Source organism: Paraburkholderia sp. SEWSISQ10-3 4, assembly GCF_030464785.1.
GTDB classification, from domain to species: domain Bacteria; phylum Pseudomonadota; class Gammaproteobacteria; order Burkholderiales; family Burkholderiaceae; genus Paraburkholderia; species Paraburkholderia aspalathi.
In genome coordinates, this window is record NZ_JALPRI010000023.1 from 95,403 (window position 1) to 119,103 (window position 23,701).

19 protein-coding genes and 1 riboswitch are annotated in these 23,701 nt (G+C 63.5%); of the genes, 9 read left to right on the top strand and 10 right to left on the bottom strand.

Going from position 1 to position 23,701, the window contains the following annotated elements:
- Positions 1-24 precede the first annotated feature (24 nt).
- The gene (locus tag M0D68_RS30365) at positions 25-1,125 is read left to right on the top strand and encodes a polyamine ABC transporter substrate-binding protein (RefSeq protein ID WP_266210789.1); all 1,101 of its coding nucleotides are present in this window, start codon (positions 25-27) and stop codon (positions 1,123-1,125) included.
- Between the two features lie 28 nt (positions 1,126-1,153).
- Here M0D68_RS30365 and cobM read toward each other — a convergent pair whose 3' ends face one another.
- The 4 genes from cobM to cbiE are packed head-to-tail and all read right to left on the bottom strand — an operon-like array spanning position 1,154 to position 5,024.
- Positions 1,154-1,882: a precorrin-4 C(11)-methyltransferase gene (gene cobM, locus M0D68_RS30370; RefSeq protein ID WP_200618842.1), complete on the bottom strand. Its 729-nt coding sequence runs from the start codon at positions 1,880-1,882 to the stop codon at positions 1,154-1,156.
- Positions 1,883-1,933: 51 nt separating this feature from the next.
- Positions 1,934-2,656 carry a cobalt-precorrin-6A reductase gene (locus M0D68_RS30375; protein ID WP_211706668.1) on the bottom strand — a complete coding sequence of 241 codons (723 nt, stop codon included), beginning with the start codon at positions 2,654-2,656 and terminating at the stop codon, positions 1,934-1,936.
- Positions 2,653-3,741, bottom strand: a complete 1,089-nt coding sequence (locus M0D68_RS30380; protein ID WP_211706669.1) for a cobalt-precorrin-5B (C(1))-methyltransferase — start codon at positions 3,739-3,741, stop codon at positions 2,653-2,655. The genes M0D68_RS30375 and M0D68_RS30380 overlap by 4 nt, the downstream gene beginning before the upstream one ends.
- Entirely contained in the window at positions 3,741-5,024 is a 1,284-nt protein-coding gene (gene cbiE, locus M0D68_RS30385; protein ID WP_211706670.1) for a precorrin-6y C5,15-methyltransferase (decarboxylating) subunit CbiE, read from the bottom strand. The genes M0D68_RS30380 and cbiE overlap by 1 nt, the downstream gene beginning before the upstream one ends.
- 84 nt (positions 5,025-5,108) lie before the next feature.
- A riboswitch (cobalamin riboswitch) is annotated at positions 5,109-5,288 on the top strand.
- A 92-nt stretch (positions 5,289-5,380) separates the two neighbouring features.
- Between cbiE and cobG the strand changes: the two genes are divergently transcribed.
- From cobG to cobJ, 4 genes are read left to right on the top strand one after another with little or no spacing between them, the layout of a single operon-like run.
- Entirely contained in the window at positions 5,381-6,850 is a 1,470-nt protein-coding gene (gene cobG / locus M0D68_RS30390; RefSeq protein WP_244869768.1) for a precorrin-3B synthase, read from the top strand.
- The gene (locus M0D68_RS30395) at positions 6,843-7,469 is read left to right on the top strand and encodes a precorrin-8X methylmutase (RefSeq protein WP_211706672.1); all 627 of its coding nucleotides are present in this window, start codon (positions 6,843-6,845) and stop codon (positions 7,467-7,469) included. The genes cobG and M0D68_RS30395 overlap by 8 nt, the downstream gene beginning before the upstream one ends.
- Positions 7,470-8,201: a precorrin-2 C(20)-methyltransferase gene (locus M0D68_RS30400; RefSeq protein ID WP_093644341.1), complete on the top strand. Its 732-nt coding sequence runs from the start codon at positions 7,470-7,472 to the stop codon at positions 8,199-8,201.
- Entirely contained in the window at positions 8,189-9,979 is a 1,791-nt protein-coding gene (gene cobJ, locus M0D68_RS30405) for a precorrin-3B C(17)-methyltransferase (protein ID WP_211706673.1), read from the top strand. Before M0D68_RS30400 ends, cobJ begins: the two co-directional genes overlap by 13 nt.
- Before the next feature lie 10 nt (positions 9,980-9,989).
- Here cobJ and M0D68_RS30410 read toward each other — a convergent pair whose 3' ends face one another.
- Genes M0D68_RS30410 through M0D68_RS30420 form a run of 3 tightly spaced genes read right to left on the bottom strand, consistent with a single transcriptional unit; the run spans position 9,990 to position 14,638 of the window.
- Positions 9,990-10,817: an alpha/beta hydrolase gene (locus M0D68_RS30410; protein ID WP_211706674.1), complete on the bottom strand. Its 828-nt coding sequence runs from the start codon at positions 10,815-10,817 to the stop codon at positions 9,990-9,992.
- 57 nt (positions 10,818-10,874) lie between these two features.
- A complete protein-coding gene (locus M0D68_RS30415) occupies positions 10,875-13,499 on the bottom strand; it encodes an AAA family ATPase (RefSeq protein WP_211706675.1) in 2,625 nt (874 codons plus the stop codon).
- A complete protein-coding gene (locus M0D68_RS30420) occupies positions 13,496-14,638 on the bottom strand; it encodes a DNA repair exonuclease (RefSeq protein ID WP_266226241.1) in 1,143 nt (380 codons plus the stop codon). The genes M0D68_RS30415 and M0D68_RS30420 overlap by 4 nt, the downstream gene beginning before the upstream one ends.
- A gap of 194 nt (positions 14,639-14,832) precedes the next feature.
- On the opposite strand from M0D68_RS30420, the gene M0D68_RS30425 reads away from it, so the two are divergent.
- The 4 genes from M0D68_RS30425 (at position 14,833) to M0D68_RS30440 (ending at position 20,358) form a co-directional block, all read left to right on the top strand.
- Positions 14,833-16,113, top strand: coding sequence for a DUF445 domain-containing protein (locus M0D68_RS30425; protein WP_200618833.1), 1,281 nt, complete (start codon positions 14,833-14,835; stop codon positions 16,111-16,113).
- A 136-nt stretch (positions 16,114-16,249) separates the two neighbouring features.
- On the top strand, positions 16,250-18,202 hold the full coding sequence (locus tag M0D68_RS30430) for an AI-2E family transporter (protein ID WP_200618832.1): 1,953 nt from the start codon (positions 16,250-16,252) through the stop codon (positions 18,200-18,202).
- A gap of 226 nt (positions 18,203-18,428) precedes the next feature.
- Positions 18,429-20,147 carry an FAD-dependent oxidoreductase gene (locus tag M0D68_RS30435; protein ID WP_211706677.1) on the top strand — a complete coding sequence of 573 codons (1,719 nt, stop codon included), beginning with the start codon at positions 18,429-18,431 and terminating at the stop codon, positions 20,145-20,147.
- A gap of 19 nt (positions 20,148-20,166) precedes the next feature.
- Complete coding sequence (locus tag M0D68_RS30440; protein ID WP_054035384.1) at positions 20,167-20,358, top strand: hypothetical protein; 192 nt, start codon at positions 20,167-20,169, stop codon at positions 20,356-20,358.
- A gap of 97 nt (positions 20,359-20,455) precedes the next feature.
- Here M0D68_RS30440 and M0D68_RS30445 read toward each other — a convergent pair whose 3' ends face one another.
- The 3 genes from M0D68_RS30445 to M0D68_RS30455 are packed head-to-tail and all read right to left on the bottom strand — an operon-like array spanning position 20,456 to position 23,538.
- Positions 20,456-21,439, bottom strand: a complete 984-nt coding sequence (locus M0D68_RS30445) for a 2-dehydropantoate 2-reductase (RefSeq protein ID WP_211706678.1) — start codon at positions 21,437-21,439, stop codon at positions 20,456-20,458.
- Between the two features lie 53 nt (positions 21,440-21,492).
- The gene (locus tag M0D68_RS30450; protein ID WP_211706679.1) at positions 21,493-22,284 is read right to left on the bottom strand and encodes a class II aldolase/adducin family protein; all 792 of its coding nucleotides are present in this window, start codon (positions 22,282-22,284) and stop codon (positions 21,493-21,495) included.
- A 54-nt stretch (positions 22,285-22,338) separates the two neighbouring features.
- Positions 22,339-23,538: an amino acid aminotransferase gene (locus M0D68_RS30455; RefSeq protein WP_211700816.1), complete on the bottom strand. Its 1,200-nt coding sequence runs from the start codon at positions 23,536-23,538 to the stop codon at positions 22,339-22,341.
- Positions 23,539-23,701 lie beyond the last annotated feature (163 nt).

The following is a 23,701-nucleotide window of genomic DNA, read 5'->3' on the forward strand; positions in this document are numbered from 1 at the left end:
ACGACAACCATGCCCCACACCTTCATGAAGTCGAGGTCGAGCGCATCGCTGCTGGCAGCGCTGTTGTTCTGCTCGTTCGGCACCGCCGCGCACGCCGACGAAAAGCAGCTCAATCTGTACAACTGGGCCGACTACATCGCGAAAGACACCGTGCCAAACTTCGAGAAAGAGTCCGGCATTCATGTGCAATACGATGTCTACGACGGCGACGAAACCTTGCAGGCGAAACTGCTGACGGGTTCTACGGGGTACGACGTCGTGGTGCCGACCTCGAACTTTCTCGCCAAGCAGATCGAAGCCGGCATCTACCAGAAACTCGACAAATCGAAGCTGCCGAACCTGGTGAACCTCGACCACAATCTGCTCAAGCTGGTCGCCGATGCGGACCCCGGCAATCAGTACGCGGTGCCGTGGGCATGGGGCACCACGGGGCTCGGCTATAACGTTACACGGGTCAAGAAAATTCTCGGCAACGATGCGCCGCTCGATAGCTGGGACATCCTCTTCAAGCCCGAGTATCTGAGCAAGCTGAAGACTTGCGGCGTGTCCATACTCGACGCGCCGAGTGATGTTTTCGCGGTGACGTTGCACTATCTCGGGCGCGATCCGAGCAGCGTGAATCCGGCCGACTATCAGGCTGCGTATGACGCATTGAAGAAAATCCGTCCGTACGTCACGCAGTTCAACGCGACGAGCTATATCAACGATCTTGCGGGCGACGACATCTGTTTTGCTTTGAGCTGGTCGGGTGACGTGTCGATGGCGAGCCATCGCGCGCGCGAAGCCGGCAAGAGTTACGAGGTCAAATACTTCATTCCTCAAGGCGGTGCGCCGATCTGGTTCGACATGATGGCGATCCCCAAAGATGCGCCGCATCCGGAAGCGGCGCTCAACTGGATCAACTACATCGAGCGCCCGGAGGTTCATGCCGGGATCACCAACGAGGTGTTCTATCCGAATGCGGACGCCGCCGCGCGCAAATTCGTGCGGCCGGAAATTCTCAACGATCCGACCGTGTACCCGCCTGAATCCGTGCTGAAAACGCTGTTTCTGCTCAAGCCCCTGCCCGCCCAGATCAAACGTCTGGAAAGCAGGCTCTGGGCACAGTTGAAGTCAGGGGGATAAGGAATCGGCTGAATCGACGGTGGACGGGTCAGCCGCCTTTCGCGTACAACGTCGACTCCGCGAATCCTTCGGCCGCCAGCACCTGTCCCACCAGGATCAGTGCAGTCCGCTCAATGTTGGTGGACTGCACTTTGCCGACTATGTCGTCTAGCGTGCCGGTGATTTTTTCTTCATCCGGCCAGCTGGCGCGATAGATCACTGCGATCGGGCACGCGCCGCCGTAGTGCGGCCGTAGTTCATCGACGATGCGCGCGAGATGGCGCACGCCGAGGTGAATCGCCATCGTCGCGCGATGTCTCGCGAGGTCGCCGAGTTGTTCGCCTTCCGGCATCGTCGTTTTGCTTGCAAAGCGCGTGAGGATCAGCGTTTGCGAAATATTGGGCAAGGTGAGTTCGCAGCCGAGTGTCGCCGCGCATGCCGCGGTTGCCGTCACGCCGGGCACGATTTCATAGGGAATATCGAGTTCGCGAAGTCTGCGGATCTGCTCGCCGATCGCGCCGTACAAGGACGGGTCGCCGGAATGCACGCGTGCCACGTCCTGGCCTTTGTCGTGTGCGGCCTTGAGCAACGCGATGATCTGATCGAGGTCGAGTTCGGCGGTGTTCACGACCTGCTCCGCGCTATGCTCCTCGAGTACAGCGGCCGGCACCAGCGAGCCGGCATACAGGATCACCGGGCAGGTGCGCACAAGGCGTTGCCCTTTCACCGTGATCAGTTCCGGGTCGCCGGGACCCGCGCCGATAAAAAACACCGTCATTCACTACTCCATGATTCGTTTGGCCGGCATGTCATGCATGACATGCGCCACTTAACCTGAGACTTGCAATGCTTCCAGCAAGTCGGCCACGTTTGCAAACTCGCGATCGACTGCAGGCAATGCAGGACGCCGCAGCATGACCACCGGCAGGCTACGTTCGCGCGCGACTTCGAGTTTCGCTTCGGTGGCGCTGCCGCCGCTGTTTTTGCTGACGACGACATCGAATGCTTCGGCGTCGAACAACGCTCGCTCGCCTTCGAGCGTAAACGGGCCGCGTGTCGCCAGAATTCGCGCACGTGGATTGGTTTCGTGTGCTTCGAGGCAGCGTACGGTCCAGAATTGCTGCGGCCGGATTTCGTCGAGATGCGCGAGCGGTTCGCGGCCAAGTGTGAACAGCGGGCGATTGAATGAGGCTAGCGCGGCCGTGAGTTCTGGCCAATCGCCGACCACGCGCCAGTCGTCGCCGGCTTGCGGCTGCCAGCCCGCGCGACGCAGCGCCCAGCACGGTACGCGCGCCGCACTGCTCGCTTTCGCGGCATTGGCGCTGATCTGCGCGGCGTAGGGATGTGTCGCGTCGATTACGAGGCTAATGCGTTTGTCCTCGATATAACGCGCCATGCCTTCGCTGCCACCGAAGCCGCCTACGCGCACCTCGCATGTCAAATCGTCCGGCACCTTTCCGAGGCCCGCGAGACTGTACACGTGCTCAGGGCCGAGTTGCCTCGCGATTCGCAAGGCGTCGCCGGTTCCGCCGAGCAGCAGAATGCTTGTCATTGCGCGACCCCGATCAGATTGCCCTGGCGGTCAATCGCGAACATTTCGACCGCGACCTGCGGCGGCACGATATCGCGCGCTACAGCCAGCGCATGCTGGCAGACAATGTTGCCGAGCGGCACGTGTTGCGCATGCGCCAACGCGACCGCCTGCTGGCTCGTATTGGCGGCGAGGATCGCCGCTTGTAACGCGTCGTCGGCGCCATATTCGGCGGCCCATGTTGCAAGCCGTTCCAGATCGATGCTCGAATTGCGGCTATGCAGATCGAGGTGCCCGGCTGCCAATTTGCTGAGTTTGCCGAAGCCGCCGCACACGCTCAAGCGCTCGACCGGCGCGCGCTTCATATGTTTGAGCACCGCGCCGACGAAGTCGCCCATTTCGATCAGTGCGATGTCCGGCAGACCGTAATGCGCGCGCATCGCGTCTTCACTTGCGTTGCCGGTGCAGGCCGCGAGATGCAGGTAACCGTTCGCACGCGCGACGTCGATGCCCTGATGAATCGAGGCGATATAGGCCGAGCACGAGAACGGCCGCACGATGCCGGTGGTGCCGAGAATCGACAAACCGCCGAGAATGCCGAGGCGCGGGTTCATCGTTTTCAGTGCGAGTGCTTCGCCGCCTTCGACGCCAATCGTTACTTCGAAGCCGCCTGCGTATCCATGTTCCGCGGCGAGTTCGGTCAGATGTTCGGTCATCATCTTGCGAGGGACGGGATTGATCGCTGGTTCGCCGACTGGCAGCGTGAGGCCGGCGCGTGTCACCGTGCCAACGCCTGGCCCCGCGCGGAATATCACACCCGGTTCGGCAAGCAAACGCACGCGGGCGAATACGATCGCGCCGTGCGTCACGTCGGGATCGTCGCCTGCGTCTTTTACTGTGCCGGCTTCCGCGCCATCGGCGGTCAGGCGGCAGAACACCAGTGGCATCGGCACGAGCCGGCCCTTCGGCAACACGATCTCCGCGACCTCGCTGACGATACCCGCGAGCAACAGACGCGCGGCCGCGAGCGACGTCGCGGTGGCGCAACTGCCGGTCGTGTAGCCGCTACGCAGCGGCGCGGGTTGTTCGGGCGTTTCTTCGCGCATTACGGATGGAATGGTGAGTCGGCTGAACTGGTGGACGTGCTGGATGCGGCGCTCGTGCTTGAGGTGCCGTCCGCGCTGCTGGCCAGCTTCGTAACCTCCAGCAGCGTAATCGGCAACGCCTGGCGCCACGTATCGAAGCCGCCGAGCGGCTGCGCGTCAGCCAGCGCGATGCGAGTCAACGTGCCGCCGTGTTGCTCACGCCACGCCGCCAGCGCTGCCTCGCCTTGCAAGGTCACGGCATTGGCCACCAGACGTCCGCCGTCGCGCAGACGCGCCCAGCAGGCGTCAAGCACACCCGGCACCGTCACGCCACCGCCGATGAACACGGCATCCGGCACAGCCAAACCTTCCAACGCATCAGGCGCGCGGCCGGCCACCAGTTGCAAACCCGGCACGCCCAACGCATCGCGATTGTGTTCGATGAAGCGCTGCCGCTCCGCGTGCCCTTCGATCGCGATCGCGCGGCAGGTCGGGTGTGCGCGCATCCATTCGATGCCAATCGAGCCGCTGCCCGCGCCCACATCCCATAGCAATTCGCCGGGCGTCGGCGCGAGGCGCGCCAGCGTAATCGCGCGGACGTCGCGCTTGGTCAACTGACCGTCGTGGCGAAAGGCGTCGTCAGGCAAGCCGACGGTCAGCGGCAAACGCGGCGCGCCTTCCGTTGCGCGGCATTCAAGCGCGATCAGGTTCAGCGCCGCCACTTCCCCTGCGGGCCACTGGTGCGCGCGGCCATCTATGCACCGCTCCAGATCACCGCCCAGATGTTCCAGCACGGTCATCCGCGTCGCGCCGAAACCGCGTGCATTCAACAGTTCGGCCAGCGCGGCAGGCGTACGCCCGTCGGCACTCAGCACGAAGACGCGCGCGCCGTCGTGCAAATGAGCATTCAGCGTCGGCAACGGCCTTCCCACCAGCGAAACCGTGGCGACATCCTGCAACGGCCAGCCAAGCCGCGCGGCCGCCAGCGACAACGACGAGGGCGCGGGCAGCACCCGCAACTCCCCTGCCGGCAAGTGCCGCGCGAGCGTTGCGCCGACGCCGAACAGCATCGGGTCGCCACTCGCCAGCACACACACGGGCCCTGTCCGCTCCGCCAGCAAAGGCGCGAGATCGAACGGCTTCGGCCATGCCGCACGGCGCGCGGCGAGGCGCGCGGGCAGCATCGCCAGATGACGTTCACCGCCATAAACCACCGACGCTTCCAGCAAAGCGCGCCGCGCGGGCCTCCCCAAGCCGGCGAAGCCGTCATCGCCTATGCCCACCACGGTCAGCCACGCCGGCATGCATCCATCCTCTTTCTGTATCTTCAAATAATCCGCTGTGCCACGCCGATCAAAGCGTCCAGCCTCGTTGTACTGTTCGAAAAAAGGCATAATACAGCCGCCGGTGCCCTTCGGGGCCGAAGAGGGAACACAGTGTCGCTGTGGCTGCCCCCGCAACTGTATGCAGCGAGTCCGCCTGCGCTCCGCGCCACTGGTTCGACCGGGAAGGCCGCGGCGGACCATGACCTGCCAGCCAGGAGACCTGCCGGCCAGACTGTTCGTGCCAGCCTACATCGGGCGGGGTGTACCGATGCCGTAGCAAGGGCCGCTTTGCGGCTTGCTCGGGCCGTCGCGCGACGCTCAACCCGGTGTCCGTCTTGAATCAAGCTTCGCCCTCCACTGCTTTGCCCGACGCGGCTCTCGTGCTGCGGCCCTCGGCGTGTCCGGGGCTGCTGCGCATCGTCGCGGCGCGTGATGGGGGGATTTGCCGGATTAAATTGCCCGGAGGCGAGTTGAGCGCGGCGCAGGCGGCGGTGATTGCTGATGTCAGTGAGCGGCATGCGGCGGGTGTGGTCGAGCTGACCAATCGCGCGAATCTGCAGGTGCGTGGTGTGCGAAGCGGGCATGAGGCGGCGTTGATCGCGGCGCTGGTCGATGCGGGGCTTGGGCCGATTCCGACGGGCGGTGCGGTGGATGCTTCCGGCGTGCTGGTAGCGACCTCGGCGGACGATGTGCGCAATCTGATGGTGAGCCCGACTGCCGGACGCGATCCGTTTGCGCTGTTCGATACAAGGCCGCTTTGCGTCGAACTGCTCACCTTGCTGCAATCCGAACCGCGTTTCGCGGCGCTATCGCCGAAATTCGCGCTACTGCTCGATGGTGGTGAGCGCCTTGCCAGGTTGGATCATCCGCACGATGTCTGGCTAGCAGCCATGCAGGCCGAAGACGGTGTGCGATTTGTGTTCGGATTGGCGGGTTGCCCGTCAGCTGCGGCGAACTCCGATGCCTTCCAACACATCGCGCATAGCGCCGTTGACCATTCTCGTCCGAACTACGCCGGCGCTCTCGCCGCCGTGCTGCCTTCGCAAGTCACAGACCTCGTCTGCGCGCTGCTGCACACGTTCCTCGATCTGGCCGCTCCAGATGACACGCGCATGCGTCACCTGCTCGCCGCGCATTCCATCGACGCCGTATTGCAGCACGCTCAAACGTACGTCGATTTCCCGCTGTCACGCGACACATCGCTTGCAAACTGGCAACGCCCCACACCTGCCGATGCCACTTTGCGACTCGGCGCGCACGCACAGCGAGTTGTGGGAATGCTGCACGTAGGCGGCCAACCGCCGCTCGGACGCCTCGACGCCACGACCTTGCGCGGCCTCGCCACGCTCTCGCAACAGCAAGGCAACGGCACGCTGCGCATGACGCCCTGGCAAAGCGTATTACTGCCCGATATCGCTGCCGATGCCGCGCCCGCCGTGCTCGCTGAAATGAATGCGCTGGGGCTCGCCTGCGATCCCGCACAACCCATTACGCACTTAATCGCCTGCGCCGGTTCCACAGGCTGCGCGAAAAGCCTCGCTAACACCAAAGCCGACGCGTTACTTCTAGCGGATCGCCTGCCCGACGGCGTCGACGTCCATCTGAGCGGCTGTCCGCGCTCATGCGCCGCCGCACATTGCGCGCCGTACACGCTGCTGGCCGCGGCGCCCGGCACCTACGACCTTTATCGCCGCGACGGCCAGCCGGGTTTCGGCTCGTGCGTCGCGCACCAACTCACGATCGAACAGGCCGCCGATATGCTCGACCCATTGGCACACCCGGCCCGGAGCCCCTCAGATGCTTGATTACATTCGCGACGGTCAGGAGATCTATCGCCAATCCTTCGCGACGATACGTGCGGAGGCCGACTTATCGCGTATCCCTGCCGACCTCGAGAAACTCGCGGTGCGCGTGATCCACGCCTGCGGCATGATCGACGTCGTTGAAGATCTTCAGTTTTCCGAAGGCGCAGGCGCCGCGGGCCGTACGGCGCTCGCGCAAGGCGCGCCGATTCTGTGCGACGCCGGCATGGTGGCGCAAGGCATCACGCGCGCTCGACTGCCCGCGAACAACAACGTGATCTGCACGCTCACGCATCAGGACGTGCCTGCGCTCGCGCGCGAACTCGGCAATACGCGCTCGGCCGCCGCGCTCGAATTGTGGCGGCCGCAGCTGGCCGGCAGCGTCGTCGTGATCGGCAATGCGCCGACCGCCCTCTTTCATCTGCTCGATATGCTCGATGCCGGTGCGCCAAAGCCCGCGCTGATCCTCGGCTTTCCGGTCGGTTTCGTCGGCGCGGCCGAATCGAAAGCGATGCTGGCCGAAGACAGCCGCGGCGTGCCCTTCGTCGTGGTTCACGGACGACGCGGCGGCAGCGCGATGGCGGCCGCTGCTGTGAACGCGCTCGCGACGGAGGTCGAGTAAATGACCGTGCAAGGACGTTTATTCGGACTCGGCGTCGGCCCCGGCGACCCGGAACTCATCACGCTGAAAGCGCTGCGTTTGCTGAAAGCGGCACCCGTGGTCGCGTATTTCGTCGCGAAGGGTAAGAAGGGCAACGCCTTCAGCATCATCGAGGCGCATTTGCATGACGCTCAACAGCATCTGCCGCTCGTCTATCCCGTCACGACCGAAGCGCTCGAGCCGCCGCTGTCGTATGAAGCGATCATCGCCGACTTCTACGATACCGCTGCGGAGGTCGTCGCCGGCCATCTCGACGCGGGCCGCGACGTCGCGGTGATTTGCGAAGGCGATCCGTTTTTCTACGGCTCGTACATGTATTTGCACGACCGCCTCGCAGCCCGGTTCGAGGCTGAAGTCGTGCCCGGTGTGTGCTCGATGCTCGGCGGCGCAGCGGTACTTGGCTCGCCGCTGGTGTATCGCAATCAGAGTCTGTCGGTGCTCTCCGGCGTGTTGCCCGAAGACGAACTACGCCGACGTCTCGCCGATGCGGATGCTGCGGTCATCATGAAGCTCGGCCGCAATTTCGATAAGGTGCGGCGCGTGCTCGGCGAACTGGGGCTCGCGCATCGTGCGCTTTACGTCGAACGCGCGACCATGGGCAATCAGCGCATCGTGCCGCTCGACGAAGTCGATCCGATGGCCTCGCCGTATTTTTCGCTGCTCGTGGTGCCGGGGGAAAAATGGCAAGGTTGACGCCACCCGCGATCGTGATTCTCGGTGCGGGCGCGTTGGAGACCGCACGGCGTATCCAGATGCTGTATGCCGGATGCCAGGTTCATGCCTTGCAGGGCCGAGTCGAGGCTGACGTCTCGTACACGGAGCTCCGCGCGCACCTGGGTGATCTGTATGCGCGCGGCACGCCGATCATCGCGTTGTGCGCCGCCGGGATCGTGATCCGTTGCGTGGCGCCCTTGCTGTCGAATAAGGGCGTCGAGCCGCCGGTGCTGGCCGTTGCAGAAGATGGCAGTGCGGTCGTGCCCTTGCTCGGCGGCCTTGCAGGCGTCAACGTGATGGCTCGCGAGATTGCGGCTGCGTTGAACGTGTCGCCAGCGATTACGACGAGTGGCGAATTGCGCTTCGGAACATGTGTGCTCAATCCGCCTGAGGGCTATGCGCTTGCCGATATAGCGCAAGGTAAGCGCTTCGTGTCGGATCTTCTGGCTGGTGAAAGCACGCGCATTGAGGGTGAAGCGCCGTGGCTCGAAGACGCGCAATTGCCGCGCTCGGAATCGGCACGCCTCGCGATCCGCGTAACGCCGCGTGCGTGGGATGGGCGCGATGATGAGTTAGTGATTCATCCGCGGAGTGTGGTGGCGGCGGTGGCCGTTCCGGGTCCGGGTGCGTCTTCCAGCACCGATACAGACCTTGCTGCCAATTCTGATCCTGATACGCAGACGACTTCCGGCGAGCGAATCGCCGCGCTCGTACACGAGGCGTTGAACGCGCACGGTCTTGCACCGCTTTCGCTCGCGGCATTGCTGGTTCCTTCCGAACACATGGCGAACCCGGCGCTCGCCGATGCCGCGGCGAGCCTGAACGTGCCGCTGCGTTTTGCCCATGCGGGCCCGGAGGACGGCGAGCCGCCGAGCAATTTGCTGCACGCCGCGCTGCGCGTCCCTTATCAAACCTTGCATGACGACGCGGAAGCAGGAGTCGCGCTCGCGCTAGCAGCATTGGCAATCGACCCAGACACGATTGGCCGTACACGCGGCCGCTTGACCGTGATCGGCCTCGGCCCCGGCAGCGCGGACCTGATGGTGCCCGCCGCCCGAACGGCGCTGAATGAAGCCACCGATATTCTCGGCTACGAAACCTACGTGAAAATGGCCGGCCCCTTGCGGGCCGACCAACGCGTACACGGCACGGACAATCGCGAAGAGATGCAGCGGGCACGCCATGCGTTCGAACTTGCGAGCACTGGACGGTCAGTGGTAATGGTGTCCTCGGGCGACCCGGGCGTGTTTGCGATGGCGGCCGCGGTGCTCGAGGCGCTCGAAGAAGGCGCTTCGACGAACGCTGACTGGCGCGCAGTCCAACTTGCCATCGTGCCGGGAGTGTCCGCTGCGATGGCAACCGCGGCGCAAGCTGGCGCGCCGTTGGGCCATGACTTCTGCATGCTGTCGCTATCCGACAATCTGAAGCCGTGGAGCATCATCGAAAAACGCCTTCGGCATACGGCCGAAGCAGATCTGGTGATGGCGTTCTATAACCCGATCTCTCGCGCACGCCCGTGGCAGTTGGATAAAGCGCTGGATATCGTGCGGGAATATCGCACTGCCGCGACGAAAGTCGTGCTCGGCCGCGATATCGGCAGACCGGGTAGCACAATGCGCACGATCACGCTCGGTGAACTGCGTTCCTCCGATGTGGACATGCGCACGATGGTGATCGTCGGGTCGTCGACGACACGCGCGTTTGCTAACGGTATCGATGGCGGTGAATGGGTTTACACACCGCGGTGGTATGAGTGAGCACAGTGGGTCACCTTCGCCCCATTCCCTTCACCAACGCCTCCATTTGCACCCCATCGGCCCGCGCAAGGTCCTCAAGAATCGTAAAGTGATTACACCCGGCGAGCGGCACGAACTCCACCTGCTCACCCGCTTGCCGGCACGCCGCCACGTATTCCTCTGAATGCCGAACCAGCTCCGGCAACTCGGCCGTGCCGACGCTAACAGTCATCGGCACACCTTTGCCGATGTGCCGCATCGGGCTATACGCATCGATCTCCGCCGGCGTTAGCTGCAGCTTCTCGTTGAGCCATGACATCGCAATCGGTTCCAGGTCCACCAGTGCGCTGATCGGCATGGCGTGCACGACAGACTCATGCGTGCGATAAAGCGCACTCAATTGCCCGCCCGCAGAATGCCCCGCAAGGCAAACGGGACCACGCGTGCCGAGCCCATCACGATCAGCCGCCAGCGCCGCCAGCAGCGCATCGACTTCACCGACAATCTGCGTCATCGACGCGTCCGGCGCCAACGTATATTCCGCGAGCACAACATTGAAGCCGCACCCAAGCGGCCCACTGGCGACGAACGCAAAATCTTCCTTGCTGCGCGCCTGCCAGTAGCCGCCGTGTATGAACACGAAAATCGGCGCGTCAGGCTTCCCGCACGGAAACCAGTCGAAACGTTGCCGGGGCCGCGGGCCGTACGCCACATCACGCCGACACTGCGAAGCGGCATACAACGCCGCGCTGCGCTCCTGAAAGCCGAGCATGCGCTCAGCGACGTCGGCCACTGCCGCCACGTTGTCGTAGGCCGCACGCAGTGCCGCCTGATCCATGCCGCGATAAAGTTGAGTCATGACGTTCCCGGGTCATTCAACGAAACATTCAACGAAACCAAGGCGTCCCAAGACGCCCTATGCCGCCACTTTCAAATCCTCAATCGCCCGCTGCCTGACGCCCAGATCGTCCCAAAGCTCCGGATGGCACGTGAACACCAGAATCTGATGCCGCGTAGCCGCATCGATCAGCGCGCGCTTGATCGCATCGCGCCGCGTCGCGTCGGTATGCACGGCTGCGTCGTCGAGCATGAGCAAGGTGGGCCTACCCGACGCCTTCAATAGATCCGCATACGCGAGCCGCGTCAGAATGCCGAGTTGCTCCCGCGTTCCGAAGCTCAACGCATCCAGCGTATCCGCGCGGCCATAACGATCTAGTGTTGCCGGACTCAGATCGTCGCCGAGCGCAATCGTCGACTGTGGGAAAATCCGCTTCAGATAGTGCCCGAGACGCTCGGTCAACGGCGCACGCAGCTGCGCCACCGCCGCATCGCGTTCGTCGACAAGCACTTCGTCGAGCAGACTCAAAGCGCTTGCTCGCAAGCTGAGTTCTTCTTTACGCCGCGTGGCCTGTTCGACCGAAGCGTTCACTGTCGCGAGACGCTCCCCGAGCCCAGACGCGCCAACCGTCTCAAGCTGACTGCGCAACTGCGCGATCCGCAGTTGCCGTTCGTGCTGCTCGTTGCGCGCAAGTTCCGCAGACGCCCGATAGCGTTTCGCCTCAGCCGCCGGATCGTCGAGACGCGCCGCTTCCAACTCGCGTTCGCGACCTTCAAGCTGTTTCTTCAACGCCTCGACCTGCACGCGCTGCTCGACGATTTTCGTCTGCCACTGCGCGCGGTTGCGGCAGAACGCTTCGTCGGCCAGTTGCGCTTCCTTGCGCTGGAGTTGCGCGGCGAGCGATTCCGTCGTGGCCGTAGCCGTCGAGCGCTTTTCCGCCGCTTGCGCCAATACTTTTCTGGCGGCATCCAGCGCATCGCGTGCGATGTCGGCGTTGCGGCGAGCCTCATCGAGCGGTGGCGCGGCGGAGACATCGGGCAACGCCGCAAGCCGTCCGTTAGCCGTTTGCAATCGCGCATCCGCCGAAGCCAACGCTGCCCGCAGTGCGTCGATACCCTGCGGCGCATGCACCTCAAGAATCTTCGCCTGGCTTTTCTGCTGCGCGACCAGCGTCTTCCACTGCTCGAGCCTGGCCTCGGCCTCACCCAACGACGCCACGCCCAGCACCTGCAACAACTGCGCATGCTGGGCTTCGAGCGACGCCAACTCGGACAAGCGCGCCGACAGATCGGAAACGCCCGGAATCACCCGCAATTCGCCGAGTTCGCCAAGACCGATCAGTTTCTCCTCGTCGATCCGCAGCACGCCCTCGCCGCTTACCTTCGCATCACCGACTGTGATCGTGCCATTCAACCGGTATTCGATCCGCGTCATCGCCGCTTCGGTCCGCGCACGCAGCACTGTCAATTCCGCATCGAGCGATTGGAGCCGCTTCAATTGTGCTCCGTCGATTTCGAGCGCGGCCGCTGCGCGCGTCGCCTCCAGCACGGCCTCGTTCGCCTCGCCGGCAGCCGCGATCGATGCTTCGAGCCGTTCGCTTTCTGTGCGGTGCAACGCAATCTGACTGCGCAAATCGCCCGCGGTCACCGCGGCGTTCGCCAGTTCGTACGCACGGTTGGCATCGGCAGACGCCTGCTCAAATTTCGCCACGCTCGCCTGAGCCTGCGCATGCTCGTTCTGAACCGTCGAGACATTGGCTCGTGCGGCGTCGAGTTGCTGCCGCTCGCGTGCAACGGCGGTTTCGAGTTCAGTCGCCGCCTGTTCCTGTTGCAACGAAAGCGCTAACTCCGCGTCCTTCAATTGCAGCGATTGCGCCAAGCCCTGAAGACTCCGTTCGAGTTCGGCCGCGGCATCAGCGCGCTGTTGCGCCTGCACGGCCTTCTGCTCATGAAGCTCCCATGGGCGCTTGCGTTGCGCGTCGTCGAAGGCTTCCTGCTGCGTGGCAAGCCGCACGATGTTCTCGTCGAACTGCTGACGCTGCTGCTCCAGCTCGTCGCGCTCTTCGATCAGCGCTGCCAACGCCTGTTCGGCCTCAGCCAATGGCCCGGTGGACTTCTGCGTACGCGCCGTGAGCAGATGCCGGAGCTCGCGCTGCACCGCCGCGATCAGCGCATCCTCACCCGCCGATTCATGGCCGCCCGAGAGTTGCGACAACGCATCGCGCAGATACTGCGCAGCATGTCCCGTGGAATCGCGAACCTCCTGCGTGCCGCCTTGTTGCACCCACAACAATCCGGGAACGCCGGCGTTCTCCGCCTTTAGCGGCCCACGCGCTGCACGCGAAAAACCGAGGAGCACGGCGAGCTTGTCTTCCGCTTCGTCCTCGCCGAACACCGTCTGACCGATCTTCAATTCGCAGCGCTGCCGGGTGACGAACTGCTTCGACAACCTGCACGCCGTGCCGTCCATATCGAACGTCACTTCAACCGACGGCTGCCCGCTCGCCTTGCCCCACGGCAGGAGGTCTTTCAGATGCGAAGCCTTATAGCGTTCGAGGAACACGGCCCGCACGGCTTCGGCGATCGTGCTCTTGCCGGCCTCGTTCGGGCCGGTGAACAGATTGAGTCCGGGCTGCAGATCGTCGATAACGAGCCGTCCGGTGAACTGCTTGAACTCCTGAATCGCGATGCTTTCCAGCTTCATGCGGACCTCGCTTCGCGCGGCAGTTCACGTTGAAAACGCGCCAGAAGCAATAACGCCTCGGCCGCGCGTTTGACCTGTTGCGGGTCGGACTGCGGGTCTTCCTGCAAGCCTCGCAGACGCGCCACCACCTTCGCGAGGTAGCCGCTCTGCGCGCCGAGTTCGGCGAGGTCGGCGGCGGTGGGCAGCACCTGCAGACCACTCAGATCGACACGTAGCGCACGCACGCGCGCACGGGTTTCTTCCATCGCGACGTGAATCGCTTCGGCTTCGGCCAGTGCGGTCGAGCCGCTTACGGTCACGCGCAGCACGTCGTGACTGCCTAACGCGCTGAGGCGCAGCTTGAGCGAATCGACGTCGGTCGGCACGGAGATCGTCTCTTCCCAACGATGCCATTGATATTTTCCGACTCGCACCGCTTCAACGGACGGCACGGCGCCTGGCTCGGTCAGCGTGACGTCGAGCATGAAGCCCGGATCGTTGGCGCGGAAACGGTCCTGCTCGTGCGTGCCGGCATACCAGGTGCGTTCGTCGACGCGCAAATGACCGTGCCAGTCGCCGAGCGCGAGATAGTCCAGACGCGCGCTCGCGGCACGCGTCGGCGCGATCGGGTTCGATGAATCGATGCCCTCCTGCAGAATCCCGCTGACGCTGCCATGCGCGAGTCCGATGCGGTGATAGCCGGGCGGCGTCTCCGTCGTGTCGAAGAAGCCCGTCGTGTCGTCGTAAGTGATGCGTTGCGTGAGCGGCGAGCAGAGCAACGCGCACTGGCAGGCATCGAGCGTCACCACGCCGGGTTCGAGCACGAGCTGTACGTTCGGCGCCACGCAGTTCAGGCGTTGCGCACGGGTCCAGACGCTCTCGACCAGCGCCGCATCGTGATTGCCCGGCAACATGATCCACGGCCCCGAGAACGCCTGCAGCGCGCCGAACAAGCGGCGGATCACCGTGTCCGAGACGGTCTGCAGGTCGAATACGTCGCCGGCGACCAGCACGGCGTCGACCTTGCGCGCAGCCGCTTCCTCAGCGATCCGGCGCACGGTCTCGAAGCGCGCTTCCGCGAGATGCGCGGCTTCGTCCGGCTCGAACTGACCGAATTGCGTGCCTATCTGCCAGTCCGCGGTGTGCAGAAACCTGATCACTGTGCCTCCATTCCGTTCAATTGCGTCGTCGCTCGATGTTCATTCGGCGCTCATGTTACCGCGCCTGCGGTCAAAAACTGTCCCAAGCCGGCCCCACACGGCCGGAACAGCGGCGCTACACTCCCGTTTCTGGACCAGCGTCCCGATCGCACCGCACCATTCCAATCGAATAAAACCTCGCTGCTCTGCTGCCGATGAACAAAGAAACCGAATTGAAGAAGGCCAAGCGCACCCCGCTACTGCTGCTGGCGGCCGCCGCCTGCGTTTTCCTTGTGACCGCCTTCATGCCGCGCGGCCTCTGGGTGGACGGCATCAAGGCGATAGCCGAGGCCGCCATGGTCGGCGCGCTAGCCGACTGGTTCGCCGTGGTCGCGCTGTTTCGCCGCGTGCCGATCCCGATCGTCTCCGCCCACACCGCGATCATTCCGAAGAACAAGCACAAGATCGCCGACAACCTCGCGGTGTTCGTGCAGGACAAATTTCTGGACGTGCCGTCGCTGGTCGGACTGATCCAGAAACACGACCCGGCGCAAAGCATCACCGGCTGGCTGACGAAACCGGCCAATACCGCGCGGCTGGGCGACTACGTGGTCAAACTGACCGGCGGCATTCTCGAACTGACTGACGACGTGCGTATCCAGGTCTTTATCAAGGACGCCTTGCGCGACGTGCTGGCCAAAGTCGATCTGTCGCAATCCATGGGCTCGATTCTCGACACGCTCACCAAGGACGGCCGTCATCAGGAACTGCTCGACGCCGGTATCGAACAGGTCGTGGCGCTGCTGCGCGAACCGCAGGCGCGCGAGTTTATCGCTGAGCGGATCGTCGAATGGGTGAAGGGCGAATATCCGAAGATGGAAATGATCCTACCGTCGGCGTGGCTTGGGGAAAAAGGCGCCGAGGCGATCGCCAATGCGGTGAACCGGATGCTCGAGCAGATCAGTGAGAACCCTGCTCATCAGTTGCGCCAGAAATTCGACGACGCCGCCCAGAAACTGATCGTCAAACTTAAAACCGATCCGGCATTCCTGCAGAAAGGCGAGGAATTGAAGCGTTATCTGGTGGAAGGCGAAGCGCTCAGCACGTATGTGAAGGACATGTGGGGCGAATTGCGCGCATGGCTCAAACGCGATCTGCAAAGCAGCGATTCGGCCCTGCACGCCCGGGTGATGGCGATGGGCCAGTGGGTAGGCCGCGAACTGGCGCATGACCCCGCGCTGCGCCAGTCGCTGAACGACCATCTGGAAGAAGCGGCGCGCGCCATGGCGCCGGATTTTGCCCAGTTCCTCACGCGCCACATCAGCGATACAGTGAAAAACTGGGACGCACGCGACATGTCACGGCAAATCGAGTTGAACATCGGTAAGGATTTGCAGTACATCCGCATCAACGGGACGATTGTGGGCGGCTTTATCGGCTTGCTACTGTATGCAAGCTCACAGCTGTTCGAGCTGTTGCGTTTGCACATGGGCTAGGGATACGGCCGCCGCACTACAAAGCGCCTACAATCCGGGCATATGAATTGCTCGGGCGCTTTAACCGATCGCCGCCGTTCCAGCCGCGCGAACCCTCAGTAAAAACGTCAGCGCCACAACATCGAGAAGTGTGTCCATGAAAATATCGTTACCGCCAACCGGGCGGCCGAACCGCGTATACCCACCGGGCACGCCCAGTCTGCATGGGTTGGCCTCGGTCATCACCGGCGTCGTGGTGGTCTGCGCGCTGTACTTCGCCCGCGAGGTGCTGATCCCGATCACGCTCTCCGTGCTGCTCAGCTTTCTGCTCGCACCGCTGGTGCAGGCGCTGCGGCGCTTGCACATGGGCCAGTTGCCGTCGATCTTTATCGCGGTGCTGTTCGCCCTCGCCACCCTGCTGGCAGTCGGCGGGCTGATCGGAGCACAACTGGTGCAACTGGCGGGCGATCTGCCGCAGTATCAGGCGGCGATCGAGCAAAAGATCGAGACGGTGCAGGAGAAAACCGTCGGCCGGGCCGATTCGCTGATGAGCCGCGCCGCCGCCACACTGCAACGCGTCGCGCCGACCAAGCCGAGCCCGCCGCGCCTTACCGGACGTGCAGCGCGCAACGCACCCGCTGTGCCGACGCCCGTCGAAGTGCACGAGCCGTCGCCCACGCCGATGCAACTCGCTCAACGCGCGCTGTCACCGGCCATTGCGCCGATCGAGACCACCTTTATCGTGCTGGTCGTCACGATCTTCATCCTGCTGCAGCGCGAAGACCTGCGCGACCGTTTGATCAGTCTTTTCGGTTCGCGCGATCTGCACCGCACCACCACCGCGATCAACGACGCCGCCGGGAGGTTGAGCCGCTATTTTGTCGCGCAACTGGGCGTGAATCTCAGCGCGGGCGGGATCATTGCCATCGGGCTCGCGATCATCGGCGTGCCGGGTGCGCTGCTGTTCGGCGTGATTGCCGCGTTGCTGCGCTTCGTGCCGTATATCGGCATCTGGATCGCCGCAATTCTTGCTGTGTTTCTCGCGGCCGCTATCCAGCCGCAATGGACCATGGCGGTCTATACGCTGATCCTGTTTATCGTCGTCGATGTGGTAGCCGGGCAGATCGCCGAGCCGCTGCTGTACGGTCATCGCTCGGGGCTGTCGCCACTGGCGGTGGTCGTGGCGGCGATTTTCTGGAGCTGGTTGTGGGGGCCGATCGGCCTCGTGCTGTCCACGCCGCTCACGCTGTGCGTCGTCACGCTGGGACGCTACGCGGATCGTCTGAACTTTCTCACGGTGCTGCTGGGCGACCAGCCTGCTCTCACGCCTGCGCAGAACTTCTATCAGCGGCTTCTGGCGGACGATCCGCATGAAGCCATCGTGCAGGCCGAGCGCCTGCTGCGCGAGATGTCGCTGATCGATTACTACGACAATGTCGCGCTGGAAGGCCTCAAGCTCGCGCGCAACGATGCGATGCGCGGGGTGTTGATGCCTGAGCAACTGGCGCGAATCAACGACGCACTGGTCGATATCGTCGAAAACCTGGAAATTTCCGACGGCCTGCCGGATCGCCTGTCGCGCACGGAACCGGCTGACTCCGCTGGGGCAATCTCGGCATCGGCGACGGCCGACCTTTCGGATCGGCACGACAGCCACATTTCGGCCCATCCGGCGATGCGCCATGAAACCGACAGGACCTCGGTGCTGTGCGTACCGGGACGCGGCGCATTCGATGAGGTCACCGCCGCGATCGCCGTGCAATTGCTCGGCCGGCAGGGTCTCGCGCCGATGATGGCCACGCACTCGGGCTATCGCAGCGCGCATGCCGACGAACCGAGCTTCAAGGACGCGCCGATCATCTGCATCATCTCGCTCGACGCGCCGGAATCGCCGCCGTATTTGCGCAACATGCTGCGGCGCACGCGGGAATGGCGGCCAAGGGCGACCCTGGTTGTAGGCGTGGGCGGCGCGCCGGAAAGCGGGCCGGAGACTGGGGCGACCGGCGCTTCGCACGCGGCGCCGACGTTCCGCGCGATGATCGAGGAATGCACGGTGGGAGCGAGCGTCCAGCACTCGCGCCAGGCTTCGCATCTGGCCGGGGCCGATTAGGCAATTCCGCGCGGTCTGCATTGCATTGCAAGAATCAGAAGGGCCGCAGGGGGCGTGAGCGCCCTGCGGCCTTTTCTATCGCCGGAACGCCCAGTCCTTGTACCCAAAATGAGGACAGCCACGCGCTACCCCTCCTTCATACTTCACCAATCGATTCGCACCGCCTCCAGAGAGCACTCAAGCCGCGGCGGGCAATCCATCGGCAACGAAGATCCAGGAGACACGCATGAGCCGCAGTTTCAAACCCTATCCGTTCACGCCGCGTCACTATGCGGGCGAGGTGCCGCCGCTGGTCGACGGGTGCGACCCTCAGCGGCGCGCCGTAGCGATTGTCGGGGGCGGTCCGGTCGGCATGACGCTGGCGCTTGCGCTGGCTCGCCAGGGCGTACGCTCGGTGCTGATCGAAGCCGATGACGGTGTCTGCACCGGCAGCCGCGCGATCTGCATTTCACGCCGCAGCCTGGAGATTTTCAAACGCCTCGGCGCCGTGCACGGTTTCCTGAAAAAAGGCTTGCCGTGGACGGGCGGCCGCAGCTTCTACCGCGATGCCGAAGTGTTCCGCTTCGCCATGCATCAGGACGACGAGCAATCGCTGCCGCCGATGATCAACATCGCGCAATACCAGATCGAACAGTTGCTGCTCGACGAAGTGGAACAGCATGCCGATCTGATCGACATCCGCTGGCAAACCCGCGTGACCGGTATTGAACAACATACCGGCAACGGCGCCACTGGTGCAACGCTCGACCTCAGCACCGGCGATACCGCCTGGACAATGCACGCGGATTGGGTCGTCGCATGCGACGGCGGCCGCAGCACAATTCGCGAGGCGCTCGGCCTCAAGCTCACCGGCACCACGTACGAGGGGCGCTACGTGATTGTCGATATCGAACTGGAAAGCGAGCGCGCCACCGAACGTCTCGCCTATTTCGATCCGCCCTCCAATCCCGGCTCCACCGTGCTGGTGCACAAGCAGCCCGACAACGTCTGGCGCATCGACTACCAGCTTCGCGACGATGAAGATCCCGAGGCCGCAATCAAGCCTGAGAACGTGATGCCGCGCGTGCAGAGCGTGCTGGACTCGATGGGCGAAACGGGCGAATGGTCACCGATCTGGATTACGGTCTACAGGGCCAACGCATTGACGCTCGAACGCTACCGCCACGGCTCGGTGCTGTTCGCGGGCGATGCCGCGCATCTCGTGCCGATTTTCGGCGTGCGCGGCGCGAATTCCGGCATCGACGACGCCGACAATCTCGGCTGGAAACTCGGTTGCGTCGTCAACGGCATTGCGTCGGACCGCCTGCTCGACAGCTACAGCGACGAGCGCGTGTTTGCGGCGCGTGAGAATCTGAGCTACGGCATGAAGAGCACCGAATTCATGGCGCCGCCCTCGTTCGCGTTCGACCTGATGCGCCAGGCAGTTCTCGGACTTGCCGTTCATCATCCGGCCGTGCGGCCACTGATCAATCCGCGGCAAACGCATGCGATTGCATATGCTCAATCGCCGCTCAATTGGGTCGCAGCGGCTGCATCCGGCGCGTTCGCCAAGGGTCCGGCGCCAGGCACGGTACTACCGGAGTGCCGACTTCAACGCACGCGCGACGGCGTACCCGTCGATATCCATCTCACCGATCTGCTTGGGCCATGCTTCACCGTACTTCGCTTCGGCGCGGACACGGCGCAAGACGAGGCGTGGCAGCAATTGCACCATGCGCTCGCCGAACACGGCATCCCGTTCAAGGCGATCACGCTGGTCACAGGCGATGCACCGCGCGCGACCGTCCCGCACGTAGTCGATCCGGCGGGACGCTTGCATGAGATGCTCGATGCCACGCCGGGCACCGTCTATCTGATCAGGCCAGACGGTCATGTGCTCGCCCGCTGGCGCAACGGCAACGCGACGGACGTGCAAAGCGCCGTGACGGCCAGTCTGACGAATTGACGCAAGAGGAACCCACACCATGACCGATAGCGAACTCGACCTCGTCTACACGACGCTCTGCAAGACACTGACCGCTGAAGGCGAAGCGCAAGCGTCCTTATATCTGGCCCGTCTTGCGCTACTGTGCATGACGGAACTCGGCGATACGCAGCGAGCGCTGTCGTTGATCGAAGCGGCGAAGCTGCCGGCCTCTTCCGCCGTGACTGCTTGATGCGGCAAGCCCTTTAAATAACGCGCGAAACATAAGACGAAAAAAACCGCCCCGTTGATCACATGGGGCGGCTTCTTTTCGGAGGTCGTCGCAACCTTCACTGCCGCGGATACAACCCCAACGTACTCGCGTGCAAGCGCGCGAGCCCGAGCAATGCATCCGTGTAGGGAGTCGGCACGTCGGTGAGCTGCCCCAATTCACGCACCGCAGCCACCAGCGCGTCGAGTTCGACCGCCTTGGCGGCTTGTACATCCTGCAGCATCGAGGTTTTCATCGCGCCCAGTTTGAGCGTGACCTCGTGACGATCCGCCGGCGCCTGTTCGATAGGAATACCGAAGCGCGCGCCGATCTCCTTCGCTTCCAGCATGATGCTCGTGACAAAATTGCGCACCAGTTCGTCGCTGAGAATCCGGTCGGTGGTCGCACCGGTGATGGCGCTGATCGGATTCATCGTCATGTTGCCCCACAGCTTGTACCAGACGTCGCGCTGAATCTGCTCCGACATCGACGCGTTGAAGCCCGCTGCGGCCAGCGCGGCGGTGAGCGTTTTGACGCGCTCACTCGCTTGCCCCGACGCTTCGCCGACGATCAGCCCATTGCCCTGGTGATGCCTGATGACGCCCGGCGCCTCGATCAGACAACTGGCATGGACCACGCAGCCCACGGTCTGCGCGGTCGGAATCGCGGCGGCGATCGCACCGTCAGGATCGATCGACTTCAGCCGCTTGCCGGCAAAATCACGGCCGAGCCCGTCGCAGAACCACCATGGCACGCCGTTCATGGCTGTCAGCACAATCGTCTGCGGGCCGAGCAGCGGCGCAATATGCGCGGCCACCGACGCCATCGCGGGACCCTTGACCGCCACCACGACGAGGTCCTGCACGCCGAGATCCAGCGGCTGTTCACTTGCCGTCACCTTCACCGCATGGGTCACGCCGCCTTCGATCAGACGCAAGCCGTGCTGCTGCAACGCGCCGAGTGTCGCGCCGCGCGCCACCACGCTCACGTCGTGGCCGGCCTGCGCGAACTTCACCCCCATCCAGCCGCCGATCGCGCCGGCACCGTAAATACCTACTTTCATTGCTTCAATCCTTGCGTTAATCCCTGGGTCAATCTTTCGGCTCAATGTCCGCATTAATCCTTGTAGCTCGTGTCGATGCGATCCACGCGCCGCACCAGCGCATCGAATAGATCCTGCCCCGCACCGTGACGCGGATCGAATTGCAAGGAGTCGCGCGAGCAACGGATCGCCACGTCCTCCGGCACCGGCCGCGCGCGGCCCATCGAAAACGTGGCCATCTGGATTTCGCACGCGCGGTTGAGCGTCCACAGAATAGCGAAAGTCTGCGGCAAGGTGTGGCCCCATGCCAGCAGGCCATGATTGCGCAGGATCACCGCTTGCCTGTTGCCGATATGTTCGAGCAGACGCGGCCCTTCCTCCGCATGCACCGTGATGCCCTCGAAGTCGTGATACGCAATGCGGTCATGCAACTGCGCGCTATAGAAGTTGGTTTGCTCCAGGCCGTTTTCGAGGCAGGCTACCGCGACGCCGGCCGTGGTGTGCGTGTGCATCACGCAGTGCGCATCAGCCAGGCCTTCGTGAATCGCCGCATGGACGACGAAACCTGCAGGGTTCACCGGATACGGCGAGTTGTCGAGCACGCGGCCTTGCGCGTCGATCTTCACGAGATTGCTCGCCGTCACTTCGCTGTAGTGCAGGCCGAACGGATTGATCAGGAAGTGGCGCTCGCCGCTGCTCACGCTCGACGGCACACGCAGCGTGATGTGGTTGTAGATCATCTCGGTCCAGCCGAGCATGTCGAAGATGCGATAGCACGCGGCCAGTTGCACGCGCGCCTGCCATTCGTCGGGGTGCATCGCGGCGGCCTTCGCTGGGCTCGCCGCTTGCATTTCAAGAGTCGTCATCAGGGTCTCCGTATTTATCGTTCGTTATCGTCAAGCCGTTGCGAATGGCAGCCGTTATGCGCCCGCCACTACCGACGCGATTGACGACGCCACATAGTCGGCGTTGCGCGCATTCAATCCGGCGACGCACATGCGTCCCGAACGCAGCACATACACAGCGTGTTCGCTGCGCAAACGCTCGACCTGGGCTTCGCTCAAACCCGTGTACGTGAACATGCCGCGCTGCGCAACGTAACGTGCGCGCATCACTTCATCGACACGGCCTGCGAGGCCTTCGTGAATCGTGCCGCGCATGGCGAGAATCCGTTCGCGCATGGTGGCGAGTTCCGCTTCCCACGAGGCACGCAAGGATGCGTCGGACAGCACGTTGGCGACGAGGCGCGCGCCATGCGTCGGCGGATTGCTGTAGTTGGCGCGCACCGTCGACATCAATTGACCGAGCACGCGAGCTGCTTCCTCCTTGCTCTTGCACACCACGCTCAACGCACCGCAGCGCTCGCCATACAGCGAGAAGTTCTTCGAAAACGAATTCGCGGCGATCAAGGGCACGCCCGCATCGGCGAGCAGGCGCACGCAGGCGGCGTCCTCTTCAAGACCTGCGCCGAAACCCTGATACGCCATGTCGACAAACGCAATCAGTTTGCGGCGCTGCAATACCGGCACCAATTCTGCCCATTGCGCCGGACTCAGATCGACGCCGGTCGGGTTGTGGCAGCACGCGTGCAGCAGCACGACGCTCTGTTCCGGCAAGCGGCTGATCGTGTCGAGCATGTCAGCGAAACGCAAGCCGCCGGTGTGTTCGTCGTAATACGGATACGTGTTGACCGTGAGGCCCGCGCCTTCGAATACCACACGATGGTTTTCCCAACTCGGATCGCTAATCCAGATCTGCGAGGCCGGGAAATAACGTTTCAGAAAATCCGCGCCGACTTTCAGCGCACCCGAACCACCGATGGTCTGCAAGGTCGCGATCCGACCCGCCGCACGCGCTTCGTTGTCCGCGCCGAACACCAGCGCCTGTGCTGCGTCGCGGTAAAGCGGCAGGCCCGCCATCGGTAGGTAGGAGCGCGGGCCGATCGAATCGAGCAGCGCGGTTTCGGCGCGCCGCACGGCGTCCATCACCGGCAGCTTGCCGGCGTCGTCGAAATAGATGCCGATGCTCAGGTTGACCTTGTTGGGTCGCGGATCGAGTTGAAAATCCTCGTTCAGGCTCAGGATCGGGTCGCCCGGATAGGCGGGAATGTGGTCGAACATGGCAATTCCTTGAGTGGAGCCCTGCATACGGCTTGATTGCGGCCTGCGTATACCCTGAGTGTGGACTGTTGCAGGCTGGTCGTAGCAGCTTGGGCGAGTCGGAAGTCTAAGCGGGTTTCCAGCTTCGCGTCGATCGGGACAAGTGTCGATCAATGGCACGCTA

Coding starts and splice junctions, on each gene's coding strand:
- M0D68_RS30365 (WP_266210789.1), top strand. CDS start 25: ATGAAGTCGAGGTCGAGCGCATCGCTGCTGGCAGCGCTGTTGTTCTGC.
- M0D68_RS30430 (WP_200618832.1), top strand. CDS start 16,250: ATGAAAATATCGTTACCGCCAACCGGGCGGCCGAACCGCGTATACCCA.
- M0D68_RS30400 (WP_093644341.1), top strand. CDS start 7,470: ATGACCGTGCAAGGACGTTTATTCGGACTCGGCGTCGGCCCCGGCGAC.
- M0D68_RS30395 (WP_211706672.1), top strand. CDS start 6,843: ATGCTTGATTACATTCGCGACGGTCAGGAGATCTATCGCCAATCCTTC.
- cobM (WP_200618842.1), bottom strand. CDS start 1,882: ATGACGGTGTTTTTTATCGGCGCGGGTCCCGGCGACCCGGAACTGATC.
- M0D68_RS30415 (WP_211706675.1), bottom strand. CDS start 13,499: ATGAAGCTGGAAAGCATCGCGATTCAGGAGTTCAAGCAGTTCACCGGA.
- M0D68_RS30445 (WP_211706678.1), bottom strand. CDS start 21,439: ATGAAAGTAGGTATTTACGGTGCCGGCGCGATCGGCGGCTGGATGGGG.
- M0D68_RS30380 (WP_211706669.1), bottom strand. CDS start 3,741: ATGCGCGAAGAAACGCCCGAACAACCCGCGCCGCTGCGTAGCGGCTAC.
- M0D68_RS30435 (WP_211706677.1), top strand. CDS start 18,429: ATGAGCCGCAGTTTCAAACCCTATCCGTTCACGCCGCGTCACTATGCG.
- M0D68_RS30410 (WP_211706674.1), bottom strand. CDS start 10,817: ATGACTCAACTTTATCGCGGCATGGATCAGGCGGCACTGCGTGCGGCC.
- M0D68_RS30375 (WP_211706668.1), bottom strand. CDS start 2,656: ATGACAAGCATTCTGCTGCTCGGCGGAACCGGCGACGCCTTGCGAATC.
- M0D68_RS30455 (WP_211700816.1), bottom strand. CDS start 23,538: ATGTTCGACCACATTCCCGCCTATCCGGGCGACCCGATCCTGAGCCTG.
- cbiE (WP_211706670.1), bottom strand. CDS start 5,024: ATGCCGGCGTGGCTGACCGTGGTGGGCATAGGCGATGACGGCTTCGCC.
- M0D68_RS30440 (WP_054035384.1), top strand. CDS start 20,167: ATGACCGATAGCGAACTCGACCTCGTCTACACGACGCTCTGCAAGACA.
- M0D68_RS30425 (WP_200618833.1), top strand. CDS start 14,833: ATGAACAAAGAAACCGAATTGAAGAAGGCCAAGCGCACCCCGCTACTG.
- cobJ (WP_211706673.1), top strand. CDS start 8,189: ATGGCAAGGTTGACGCCACCCGCGATCGTGATTCTCGGTGCGGGCGCG.
- M0D68_RS30450 (WP_211706679.1), bottom strand. CDS start 22,284: ATGACGACTCTTGAAATGCAAGCGGCGAGCCCAGCGAAGGCCGCCGCG.